Origin of the sequence: Microbacterium marinilacus, from assembly GCF_019753765.1 — a bacterium.
Lineage (GTDB): Bacteria > Actinomycetota > Actinomycetes > Actinomycetales > Microbacteriaceae > Microbacterium > Microbacterium marinilacus.
Map to the genome: position 1 here is coordinate 101,613 of NZ_JAIJZW010000004.1, position 11,340 is coordinate 112,952.

The window sequence follows — 11,340 nt, forward strand, 5'->3', positions numbered from 1 at the left end:
GATGAAATTAGGATGAGTGCCATGCGCATCCACATCGCGACCGACCACGCCGGCCTCGAGTTCTCCACGCAGCTGCAGCACCACCTCGCCGGGCAGGGCCACGAGGTGGTCGACCACGGACCGGTCGAGTACGACCCCGTCGACGACTATCCGTCGTTCTGCATCCGCGCCGCGCAGGCGGTCGTGGACGACCGGGCGAGGGGCGTCGACGCACTCGGCGTGGTGTTCGGCGGGTCGGGGAACGGCGAGCAGATCGCCGCGAACAAGGTCGCCGGGGTGCGCGCCGCCCTCGTCTGGAGCATCGCGACCGCCGAGCTGGCACGCGAGCACAACGACGCCAACGTCATCGCGATCGGCGCACGGCAGCACGCCTTCGGCGACGTGGTGAGCTTCATCGACCGCTTCGTCCAGACGCCGTTCTCAGGCGACGAGCGTCACGTGCGACGCATCGCGCAGATCGCCGCCTACGAGGCCGACGGCTCGCTCGAGCCCGACCCCCGCGCGAACTGATGCCCGAGGGTCATTCCGTCCACCGGATCGCGCGACAGTTCGCCCGCAACTTCGTCGGCCGGCCGATCAGCGCGTCGAGCCCGCAAGGACGCTTCGCTCAGGGCGCCGCAGAGCTCGACGGACGCACGCCGACGAGGGCGCAGGCCGTCGGCAAGCAGATGTTCCTCGAGTTCGACGAACAGGTGTGGCTGCGCGTGCACCTCGGCCTCTACGGCGCGTGGGACTTCGCGGGGGAGATCCTCGTCGATCCGACGATCGCGTCGGCGAACGGCCGCATGGGGCAGACCAACCAGCGTGGCACCGACCTCGCGGCGCCGGGCGACGCGCCCGTCTTCGACGAGGACGGGGAGAACTCGCTGGCGTCGATCGGCGCCCCGCGCCGCACGCGCGTGCACGTGCGGATGTCCGAGCAGACACGCACGCTGGGCGCCGACGGGACGGCGGACACGGAGGAGCCGGGCACCGCCGAGTGGCCGCCTCCCGTGGTCGGACAGGTGCGCCTGCGCCTGATGACGGACGTGACCGCCGCCGACCTCCGGGGCCCGACCGCCTGCGCGGTCGAGACGCCCGAGCAGGTCGACGCCGTCATCGCGCGTCTCGGCCCCGACCCCCTCGTCGGCGACCCCGTCGAGAACGAGGAGCGGTTCGTGGCGGCGGTCCGCCGTCGTAACGTCGCCATCGGGCAGCTCCTCATGGACCAGGCGGTGGTCAGCGGCATCGGCAACGTGTACCGCGCCGAGATGCTCTTCCGGGCGAGGCTCGATCCGCACACCCCCGGCAAGGCGATCCCGGAGGAGCTGGTGCGCGCTCTCTGGGACGACTGGGTCGGCCTGCTGCGCGTCGGGGTCGAGACCGGTCAGATGATGACGATGGACGACCTGAGCCCCGACGACTGGCGCCGCGCGATGGCGAGCAGGGACGACCGGCACTGGGTGTATCACCGTGCGGGGCTGCCGTGTCGCGTGTGCGGCACGGAGGTCGTCGTGGAGGAGATGCAGGCCCGCAAGCTGTACTGGTGCCCGTCCTGCCAGCGGTGAGAGCGGTGATCCGATGAGGGGGGCGCACGCCGCCACCGATCCCGTCGTCCTCGGCGACCTGGTGCTGACGCCCGTGGACGTCGGCGATCTGCCCGAGACGCATCGGCTGCATGCCGACCCGGCTGTCTGGACCCATCTGCCGTCGGGGCGGCACACGTCTCTCGCACGCACCCGGGAGATGATCGAGCACTACATCGCCGACTGGGATCACGGACTCGGCTACTGGACGGCCCGCCTGCGCGACACCGGCGCCTATGTGGGCATCGGTGGCTGCCGTGTGCGCGAGGACGCCGCCTGGAACGTCTACTACCGGCTCGACCCCGCCTTCCAGGGGCGCGGCTTCGCGACGCGCATCGCTCGGGCGGGCGCGGAACGCGCGGCAGCGGTGCGGCCCGAGCTTCCCGTCTCCGCCATCCTGCTCGAGCACAACCTCGCGTCGAAGGCGGTCGCCGAGCGCCTCGGACTTCGGCTCGTCTGGCGGGGGCCGGACGACGGCAACCCCGACCCCGGAGCGGTGCGCCTGATCTACACGGACCGCGACGTCACGCCCGCGCAGCTCGTGGTGCTCCGGGGCTGAGTCGAGGGCAGCCACGGAGGACCGAGACTCTCGAGTCGGTCCGGGCCGGTCGTCGGTCGACGGGCCGCTGACGCGCCCACGTACGATCGGATCCATGCGCCAGAACCCGAGCTTCGCGTTCACCGACGTCGCCGAGCTGCGACGCCTGATCGACCGGAACCCGTGGGTCACCCTGGTCAGCCATGCGGCCGAGGGGCTCGTCGCATCGCACTACGCGGTGCTGCTCGACGAAGGACGGGACGACCTCACCATCGTCGGGCACGTCGGTCGGCCCGACGACGCCGTCCACGGTCTGGGCGACGGGGAGCTGCTCGTGGTCGTGCAGGGGCCGCACGGCTACGTCTCACCCGGCTGGTACGGCGAGGGCGCGGCCGTCCCGACGTGGAACTTCGTCTCCGCTCATCTGGCCGGCGTGCCCGAGATCCTCACCGCCGAAGAGAACCTCGCGGTGCTGGACAGGCTCGTCGCCCGGTTCGAGCGTCCGATGCCCTCGCCGCGACTGATGTGGGAACGCCCCAACGACGCCCAGTTCATCGAGCGCCTCGAGCGCGGCACCGTCGGCTTCCGGCTCACGCCGACGCGGGTGACCGCCAAGCGCAAGCTCAGCCAGAACCGGCCTGACGAGGTGATCGAGACCATCATCGGCGAGCTCTCGGGCGACGGCCCGCACCGCAACCCGGGGCTCGCCGCGGAGATGCGCCGCTCCCAGGACGCGCGCGACGCAGCGCGCGGACGCGCGGGGGGCGCGCGATGAGCGTCGGCCGGGGCGAGCACGTCGACGTCATCGCCGACGTGCGGATCGGGGGCGAGGGCAGAGACCTCATGCCGCTGGCCGCCGTCGACCCCGCGGCGCTGTACGACGTGCACCTCGCCGGCGGAGAGATCGCGGACATCGCCCCCGCCCGTGGTCTTGCCCGGCGCGGCACCGTGCTCGACGGAGCCGGCTCCTGGCTCGTGCCCGGCCTCTGGGACCACCACGTCCACGCGCTGCAGTGGGCACTCGGTGCGACCCGTACGTCGGTGCGCGCGGCGGGCTCGGCCGCCGAGGCCGCCGCGCTGGCGGCCCGCGCGCCGATCCGTTCAGACGGCCGCCGCATCGCGGTGGAGCTGCGCGACGCCCTGTGGGCAGAGCCCGCGAGCGTCGCCGAGCTCGATGCCGCGACGGGTGACGTGCCCACCTACCTGCTGAGTCTCGACCTTCACGCGCTCTGGCTGAACACCGCCGCGCTGCGCCGAGAGGGAGTGGAGGCCGACCTGAGCGGCGTCGTGCGGGAGGAGGCCGCCTTCGACATCACGCGCGTGCTGAACGACGTGCCCGACGCGGACGCCGATGCCGCTGTCGCGCGTACGGCACAGGCCGCGGCGGCCCGCGGGCTCGTCGGATACGTCGATCTCGACATGGACTGGAACGAGGAGTCCTGGCGGAGGCGCGTCGCGGGCGGGTTCGACGCGCTCCGCGTCGACTTCGGCGTGTACCCGCAACACCTGGCCCGCGCTGTGGCGCTGGGCCTCCGGTCCGGCGACCCGCTGACCGGAGTGGACGCGTCGGCCGCGGGAGCCGGACTCGTGCGCGTCGGGCCACTCAAGGTCATCACCGACGGCTCGCTCGGCACGCGGACCGCCGCGTGCGCGCACGGCTACGCGGACGATCCCCACAACCACGGTCTGCTGACCGTCGCGCCGGACGAACTCGTGGCGCTCATGACCGAGGCGACGGCCGGAGGACTCGGCTGCGCGATCCACGCGATCGGCGACGTCGCGAACGCGCACGCACTCGATGCGTTCGCGGCCTCGGGCGCCGTGGGGCGCATCGAGCACGCCCAGCTGGTGCGGCACGCCGATCTCGCCCGGTTCGCGCGTCTCGGCGTCGGGGCCAGCGTGCAGCCTCGGCACGCCCTCGACGACCGCGATCTCACCGACGAGCTGTGGGCCGCGCAGACCGCTCTGGCGTACCCGCTTCGCTCGCTGCGCGATGCGGGAGCGAACATCCTCCTGGGGTCCGACGCCCCCGTCGCCCCGCTCGACCCCTGGGCGTCCATGGCGGCGGCGGTGTTCCGCACCGCGGATGACCGGGCTCCCTGGCACGCGGAGGAGAGCATCGACGCCGCGACCGCGCTGGCGGCGTCCACCTGGGGAGGCTCCCTGCACGGCGCGCGCATCGAGCCGGGCGCACCGTCCGACCTCGCGCTGGTCTCCCACGATCCGCTCGCTGCCGACGAGCCGGGACTGCGCACCATGCCCGTGCACGCCACGATGATCGCCGGCCGCCTGACGCACCTCGCCTGAAGGCCGCGCTCGGAGCAGACGGAGCGCACACGACGAAGGGCCCCGGAAAGATCCGGGGCCCTTCGTCGGACGAGCCGGTGCGACTCGCGGGAGTGCTTACTCGGCGATGTGCGCCACGAGGAACCAGCGGTCCTTCTCGAGGCCGGCCTTGATGCCGATCGCGACGTCCTGGCTGGTCAGGTCGATCTCGTCGAGCCCCTCGATCGCGGCGTCCAGGTCGGCGATCACCTTGTCGATGTCGGCGACGATCGCGCGGATCGTGTCGGCCGACTGCGAGAAGCCGGCGGAGACCGGCGTGCCGGCGGCCTTCTGGGCGACGGCCTCGAGACGGGCGTCGATGGGCAGGCCCAGGGCGACGATGCGCTCCGCGGCCTCGTCGGCCGAGGCGCCCGCGTGCTCGACGAGCGTGTCGAGGAACTCGTGCACGCCGATGAAGTTCGCGCCGCGCACGTGCCAGTGCGCCTGCTTGCCGTTCACGGTCAGCGCCTGCAGGCCGAGCACGACGGGGGAGAGGAACTGCGAGACGCCGGCGGCGACCGTCGGGTCGGCGGCAGTGGTGGCGATGGTCTGGTTGCTGCTCATATTTCCCTCCGAAGTCTGACGGCGCTTCTGCCGTCTATGGAGATAACGCTACTCGTCCCGCAGCATTCCGCAAGCAAGTGAAGGCTCTGCTAAATCGCCTCCGACCTGGGGAAAGAAAGGCTATCCATACCCCTTCCACGGTGACAGGGGTTGACAACCCGTAGGCTCGGCGTCATGCCGGTCTCGCCGCACGCCTCGGTCCTGCCCCTCCTCGACGACGTGCCGGCCGTGCACCCCGACGCGTTCGTCGCGGACGGCGCCCGCATCGTCGGCGCCGTCTCGCTCGGGGAGCGCGCGAGCGTCTGGTACAACGCCGTCGTGCGAGCCGATGTCGCGGCCATCTCGATCGGTCCGGGCAGCAACATCCAGGACAACGTGTCGGTGCACGTGGACGCGAGCCATCCCGTGGAGATCGGCTCCCTCGTCTCGGTGGGGCACAACGCCGTCGTGCACGGGTGCACGATCGGCGACGGCGCACTGATCGGCATGGGCAGCGTGGTGCTGTCGGGGGCCGTCATCGGCGCCGGGAGCCTGGTCGCCGCCGGCGCGGTCGTGCTGGAGGGCACGCAGGTGCCGCCCCGCTCGCTCGTCGCGGGAGTTCCCGCGAAGGTCCGGCGCGAACTGACCGACGACGAGGTCGCCGGGCTGCGCGACAACGGAGAGCGCTACCTCTCGAACGCCGAGCGGCACGCGGCGGCGCTGCGCGGCGCCTGATCCCGAGGTCAGCCGGAGACGAGATCGCGAGCCAGATGCGCGGCCTCCGCGCGGTTGGCCGCTCCGAGCTTCCGCAGGATGGCCGAGACGTGCACGCTGGCCGTCTTCCCGCTGATGAAGAGACGTTCGCCGATCTGCCGGTTGCTCAGGCCCGCCGAGATCAGCTCGAGGACCTGTCGCTCCCGATCGGTCAGGTCCTCGGCGGGCCGGCGGTCGCGCCCGCGGAGAAGACCCGAGGCGCGACCGAAGGCCGCCGCCTCCGCACGGATCGAGATCACGCCGCGCTGGTCGGACTCCCGCAGCGCATCGTCCAGCCTTTCGCGCGCCGCGCCGCGATCTCCCGCGGCGACGAGCGCCTCGGCCAGCCGCAGCAGCGCCGCGGGCCGCAGCTGGACCGGAGCGCGTTCGCCCGAGGCCGCCTCGAGCGCCGTCTCCCACGACTCGGGCGTCGGAGAGAGCTCCGCCTCGATCATCGGGCGCCAGACGGCGTGGGTGGGCCACCAGGCGTAACGGTCGGCCACATCGCGCAGGGTGAGCGCCGCCGCCTCGACGGCCGCGGCACCCGGGCCGTCCTCTTCGAGCGCGCGGAGGCGCGAGATCAGGCGAGCCACCGTCCACGCGAACGGCTGCACGTGGCCCGGGTGGAGTCGTTCGGGATCGGGAGCGAGCAGGGTCTGCGCCTCGCGCCAGGCCGTCTCCAGGTCACCGAGCGCCAGGGCCGCCTCCGTCGCGACGTGGCCGACGGTCAGGCGCGACTGCACCTCGAATCGCGCCGTCGAGGCGAACTGCGCCCGAGCGCCGACCAGCGTCTCCTGCGCGCCGGCCGCGTCACCGCGCCAGAGCAGCAGCCAGGCCCGGCCGCGGATCAGGTACGAGCGGTACGTGCCGGGCGGCGACAGCACGAGGGACCGGTCGATGAGCTCCTCCGCCTCGCTCCACCGGCCCAGGGACGTCAGGGGATCCACGGCGTTGGAGGCCAGGATGACGCCGGAGGTGCGGTCGGCCCCGAAGCCGGGTGCGGCCGCCATGCCCTCGCGGGCGATCTCGAGGGCGCGGGCGAAGTCGCCGGTGTGCTGGGCGAAGTCCGATGCGTTCACCCAGTACCGCAGCAGCGCGGGTCCGTCGTCGCCGGCGATCCGGCGCGCGTCCTCCAGGCGTTCGACGGCGAGGGCGACGCGTCCGAGGTGGCCCTCGGACAGCGCACCGATGTTGACCCCCACCGACTCGAGCCGGGCGGCGCCCTGGGCGTGGGCGATCGCCGCCCCCGCCCTGGCGAGCTCGAGCGCCTCGCGCTCCTCGCCGCCGAGCAGCAGTCGACCCGCGAGCGACACCATCACGTCGGCGCGCAGCAGTTCGTGATCGGCGCCGTCGCCGAGCGCGTCGAGGGTGGCGAGCGCCTCGCGGTACGACTCGATCGCACCCGGTCGAGCCAGCATGGCGAGACCCCGGGCCTGGTTGTTGAGCAGCAGCGCGTGCTCGAGGGTGCCGGGCGGGCAGTCGGCGAGCGCCGACCTGAGGACGGCCAGACTGCGCTCGACGTCACCCGCGTTACGGAGATAGGTGGCGGTACGTCCCATCAGCTCGCGGCGGGGCATCCCGGCGACGCCCTCCGCGTCGGCGACGACGTCCCACAGCGCGAGAGCGCGCTCGGCGTGCTGCGCGGCGGAGGCGTAGCCCATGGCCGCGCGCGCCTCGCGCATCGCACGCAGCCAGGCGGGGAACGCGCGCTCGACGTTGCGAGCGTGCGACCAGTGGTGTGCCACCGAGGCGGCGACCGGCCGGCCGGCCTCGGCGCGCGCCTCGTACTCGCTCGCATAGCGCTCGTGCAGGCGCTCGCGCTCGCCCGGAAGGACGTCGTCGAGGATCGCCTCGCGAACCAGGGCGTGACGGAAGCAGTACCCGGTCTCGGTCGTCAGGATGACCCCCGACCCGACGGCCTCCCTGATCGCCGCGTCGAGCTCCTCGGTCCCGCCGCCGAGGGTCGTGGCGAGCAGATCGTGCTCCACCTCGACGCCGCCGACGGCGAGATGGCGGGCGGCGCGCTGCGCGCTGTCGGAGAGCCGCTCGTAGCGGACCAGCAGCAGCCCGCGCAGTCCGTCGGGCAGGGGTGCGGAGTCCTCGCGGCAGCCGTCGAGGTCGACCAGCTCCTCGATGTAGAACGGCACGCCGTCGCTGCGGACGAGGAGGGCGTCGACGGAGGACTCCTCCGGCGGCGCGCCCAGCAGCTCGCCCATCAGCCGGCGGGTCCCCTCGCGGTCGAGGCGCGGGAGGTCGATGCGCACCGAGCCGCGGTCGCGTGTGAGCTCGGCCAGGAACTGGCGCGCGATGTGTCCCCGCCCCACGTCCTCCGAACGGTAGGAGGCGACGATCAGGATGCGCGCATCGGTGAGGGCGCGGGTGAGGAAGCGCAGCACGGCGAGGCTCGCGGGGTCGACCCAGTGGAGGTCCTCGATCACGAGGACGATCGGCTCGTCCTCTGCGGCGCGCTCGAGCAGCAGCGCGATCGCCTCATGGAGGCCGCCCGGCGTGCCCTGGGGCCCGTCCGACGCGTCGTCGAGCTGCGGGAACAGCGCCTGCAGAGCGCGGTGTCCCGCTCCCGTCGCCCGTCGCACCTCGTCGGTGCCGAGCTCCGCGACGAGAGGACGCAGCGCCGATGCGATGGACGTGTAGGCCGCTCCGGCGCCGCCGAGGTCGATGCAGCGGCCGACGAGCACCCTGGCCTCGCCCCTGTGGCGCTCGGCGAACTCCGTGAGCAGTCGTGTCTTCCCGATGCCCGCCTCGCCGCCGACGGCGATCGTGCGGGGGCGGCCGGCTGCAGCGTCCTCGAGGGCGTCCGCCAGCTGCGCGAGCTCTGCCTCCCGGCCGATCAGCACGGGCGTCTGCGGTGTCACGTCTCCATCGTGGCACCGCGCGCCGACATCCCCGGCCGGCCCTGGCCGTGCGCCGCGGATCACCATGTGTGACGCGGCAGCAGGCGGCGCAGGCCGCGCGCGGGGCGCGCCGGGCGCGGCTCCGCATCGGATCTCCGGCGCTCCTCGAGCGCCCGGAGGCGTGCGATGCGCTCCTCGGCTTCCCTGACGTGCTCCTCGTAGCGGACGATCCCGATCATCGGGTCGATGTACATGGCCGGCTCCCTCCGTCGTTCCTGCGACGGGGTCCACGCTCGTCCCTGAGGCGGTGCCTGGGCATCGGGAGATCGCCCTATTTCCTGCGACGGGCACGCCTCAGACGGAGGGCCTCCGGGGCCGCGAGAGGAGCCGCGTCGGGGAAGGGGTGCGGAGTCGGCTAGACTCGATCGCGCTGCCGGTTCCGTCGAGGATCCGTCATCACGGGGATGTAGCTCAATGGTAGAGCCTCAGTCTTCCAAACTGATTACGCGGGTTCGATTCCCGTCATCCCCTCCGCTCCAACGGCCCCGTGAGGCACCTCCGACATCGTCGGCTAGACTTCACGGGGCCGTTTCGCGTTGTCGCGCGGATCATCCCGGGGCGTAGCTCAGCTTGGTAGAGCGCCCGCTTTGGGAGCGGGAGGCCGCAGGTTCAAATCCTGTCGCCCCGACAACGGCCCACCCAGACCTAGATCCCGTCGTGCGGACTGCGCGGCGGGAACCGTCACGAGGAGAACGAACCCCTATGGTCAACAGCACCGTCGAGAAGCTCAGCCCGACCCGGGTGAAGCTGCACATCACGGTCAGCCCGGAGGAGCTCAAGCCGAGCATCCAGCACGCCTACGAGCACATCGCTCAGGACGTGCAGGTCCCCGGCTTCCGCAAGGGCAAGGTTCCGGCTCCCATCATCGACCAGCGCATCGGTCGCGGCGCGGTCATCGAGCACGCGGTCAACGAGGGCCTCGACGGCTTCTTCCGCGCTGCTGTCGCGGAGCACGACGTGAAGCTGCTCGGCCGCCCGGCGGCGGACATCGTGGAGTGGCCGAACGAGAAGGACTTCTCGGGCGACCTGATCGTCGACGTCGAGGTCGACGTGCGCCCCGAGTTCGACCTTCCCGACTACGAGAACCTGACGATCACGGTCGACGCGACCGAGGTCGAGGACTCCGCCCTGGACGAGGAGCTCGACGGACTGCGGGCCCGCTTCGGCACGCTCGTTCCCGTCGACCGCCCCGCCGCGAAGGGCGACTTCGTCGAGCTCGACCTCATCGCCACGATCGACGGCGACGTGATCGACCGCGCCGAGGGCGTCTCCTACGAGGTCGGCTCGGGCGAGCTGCTCCAGGGCATCGACGAGGCCATCGAGTCGCTCACCGCGGACGAGGACACCACGTTCCGTTCCACGCTGGTCGGCGGAGACCACGCCGGCGAGGAGGCCGAGGTGGCCGTCACGGTCAAGGCCGTCAAGGAGCGCGAGCTGCCCGAGGCGGACGACGACTTCGCGCAGATGGCGAGCGAGTTCGACACGATCGCCGAGCTGCGCGACAGCCTCCGCGAGCAGGTCGAGTCCCGCGGGGCGTTCTCGCAGGGGTCCGCCGCTCGCGACAAGCTGATCGAGACGCTGCTCGAGCAGGTCGAGATCGACGTCCCGGCGCAGCTCATCGAGGACGAGGTGCACAGCCACCTCGAGCAGGAGAACCGGCTCGAGGACGACGAGCACCGCGCCGAGGTGGCCGAGGCGAGCGAGAAGCAGTTCCGCACGCAGATGCTCCTCGACGCCATCGCCGAGAAGCTCGAGGTGCAGGTCTCGCAGGACGAGTTCACGCAGTACCTGGTGCAGATGTCCGGCCAGTACGGCATGGCTCCGCAGCAGTTCATCGAGGCGCTCCAGCAGGGCAACCAGCTGCAGGCCGTGGTCGGGGACGTCGCCCGCAACAAGGCGCTCGCAATCGTCCTGGGCAAGGTCGAGGTCGTCGACACCAACGGCAAGGCGGTCGACCTGTCCGGCTTCGCGGCGACCGGCGACGAGGACGCCGTCGAGGCGGACGCCGACGAGGACGCCGAGGCCGCCCCGGAGACCCCGGCCGCGGAAGAGGCCCCGGCGGAGGAGACCCCGGCGGAGGAGAAGCCGAAGAAGACCACGCGCAAGAAGAAGACCGAGGAGCCCGCGGCCGAGTGATCGACCGCTGACCTCGAAGGGGACGGACGCCGCGTGCGTCCGTCCCCTTCGCCATCATCAGGAGGAGCGACCATGGGCGGTGACGCCTTCGACGGCTGGCAGCATCGCGTCGACGCGGTGTGGCAGGACCGCGGGCTCAGCGACGACGAGCGCGTCATCCGCATCGACGCGCTCGCGGGCGAGCTGGGGGAGGACCACCCCGTAGCGCTGTTCGAGCGGGCCGGGGCGCGCGACAGCGCCGGGCACGAGACCGAGGCAGAGCCGCTGTACCGCCGCGCGATCGAGCGCGGGCTGGACGACGCCCGGCGCACGCGAGCGACGATCCAGCTCGCCAGCACGATCCGCAACCTCGGCAAGGTCGACGAGGCGCTCGAGCTGCTGGAGGCCGAGCGGCTCCGCGGCTCGACGGCGCTGCGCGACGAGCTGGCGGCGTTCACGGCGCTGACCCTGGTCTCGGCCGGGGAACCGGTGCGTGCCGCGTCGGTCGCGCTGTCAGCGCTGGCGCCGCACCTGACCCTCTACACGCGCTCTGTCTCCGGCTACGCGGCCGAGCTCGTCGACGACTGAC

The 11,340-nt window shown here is 72.4% G+C and carries 11 protein-coding genes and 2 tRNA genes; 10 read left to right on the forward strand and 3 right to left on the reverse strand.

What is annotated here, in order from left to right; translation table 11 throughout:
• Positions 1-21: 21 nt before the first annotated feature.
• From K5S26_RS08230 to K5S26_RS08250, 5 genes are all read left to right on the forward strand, one after another.
• Positions 22-510 carry a ribose-5-phosphate isomerase gene (locus K5S26_RS08230; protein ID WP_221857504.1) on the forward strand — a complete coding sequence of 163 codons (489 nt, stop codon included), beginning with the start codon at positions 22-24 and terminating at the stop codon, positions 508-510.
• Positions 510-1,547 (forward strand): Fpg/Nei family DNA glycosylase, encoded by a 1,038-nt coding sequence (locus K5S26_RS08235; protein ID WP_221857505.1) that lies wholly within the window; start codon positions 510-512, stop codon positions 1,545-1,547. The genes K5S26_RS08230 and K5S26_RS08235 overlap by 1 nt, the downstream gene beginning before the upstream one ends.
• A 13-nt stretch (positions 1,548-1,560) precedes the next feature.
• On the forward strand, positions 1,561-2,124 hold the full coding sequence (locus K5S26_RS08240; RefSeq protein ID WP_221857506.1) for a GNAT family N-acetyltransferase: 564 nt from the start codon (positions 1,561-1,563) through the stop codon (positions 2,122-2,124).
• Between the two features lie 94 nt (positions 2,125-2,218).
• Positions 2,219-2,878: an FMN-binding negative transcriptional regulator gene (locus tag K5S26_RS08245; RefSeq protein ID WP_221857507.1), complete on the forward strand. Its 660-nt coding sequence runs from the start codon at positions 2,219-2,221 to the stop codon at positions 2,876-2,878.
• Positions 2,875-4,410: an amidohydrolase gene (locus K5S26_RS08250; protein WP_221857508.1), complete on the forward strand. Its 1,536-nt coding sequence runs from the start codon at positions 2,875-2,877 to the stop codon at positions 4,408-4,410. Before K5S26_RS08245 ends, K5S26_RS08250 begins: the two co-directional genes overlap by 4 nt.
• Before the next feature lie 96 nt (positions 4,411-4,506).
• On the opposite strand, the gene K5S26_RS08255 is transcribed toward K5S26_RS08250, so the two are convergent.
• The gene (locus tag K5S26_RS08255) at positions 4,507-4,992 is read right to left on the reverse strand and encodes a Dps family protein (RefSeq protein WP_221857509.1); all 486 of its coding nucleotides are present in this window, start codon (positions 4,990-4,992) and stop codon (positions 4,507-4,509) included.
• Positions 4,993-5,166: 174 nt separating this feature from the next.
• On the opposite strand from K5S26_RS08255, the gene K5S26_RS08260 reads away from it, so the two are divergent.
• A complete protein-coding gene (locus K5S26_RS08260) occupies positions 5,167-5,706 on the forward strand; it encodes a gamma carbonic anhydrase family protein (RefSeq protein ID WP_221857510.1) in 540 nt (179 codons plus the stop codon).
• 8 nt (positions 5,707-5,714) lie between these two features.
• On the opposite strand, the gene K5S26_RS18965 is transcribed toward K5S26_RS08260, so the two are convergent.
• Both K5S26_RS18965 and K5S26_RS08270 read right to left on the reverse strand, forming a co-directional pair.
• Complete coding sequence (locus tag K5S26_RS18965; RefSeq protein ID WP_221857511.1) at positions 5,715-8,597, reverse strand: ATP-binding protein; 2,883 nt, start codon at positions 8,595-8,597, stop codon at positions 5,715-5,717.
• Between the two features lie 59 nt (positions 8,598-8,656).
• Positions 8,657-8,830 (reverse strand): hypothetical protein, encoded by a 174-nt coding sequence (locus K5S26_RS08270; RefSeq protein ID WP_221857512.1) that lies wholly within the window; start codon positions 8,828-8,830, stop codon positions 8,657-8,659.
• 206 nt (positions 8,831-9,036) lie between these two features.
• On the opposite strand from K5S26_RS08270, the gene K5S26_RS08275 reads away from it, so the two are divergent.
• From K5S26_RS08275 to K5S26_RS08290, 4 genes are all read left to right on the forward strand, one after another.
• Positions 9,037-9,107: transfer RNA gene (locus K5S26_RS08275), tRNA-Gly, on the forward strand.
• Positions 9,108-9,190: 83 nt separating this feature from the next.
• Positions 9,191-9,264 (forward strand) — tRNA-Pro (locus K5S26_RS08280).
• A 74-nt stretch (positions 9,265-9,338) separates the two neighbouring features.
• Positions 9,339-10,772, forward strand: a complete 1,434-nt coding sequence (gene tig / locus K5S26_RS08285) for a trigger factor (RefSeq protein ID WP_221857513.1) — start codon at positions 9,339-9,341, stop codon at positions 10,770-10,772.
• Between the two features lie 72 nt (positions 10,773-10,844).
• On the forward strand, positions 10,845-11,339 hold the full coding sequence (locus K5S26_RS08290) for a tetratricopeptide repeat protein (RefSeq protein ID WP_221857514.1): 495 nt from the start codon (positions 10,845-10,847) through the stop codon (positions 11,337-11,339).
• Position 11,340 lies beyond the last annotated feature (1 nt).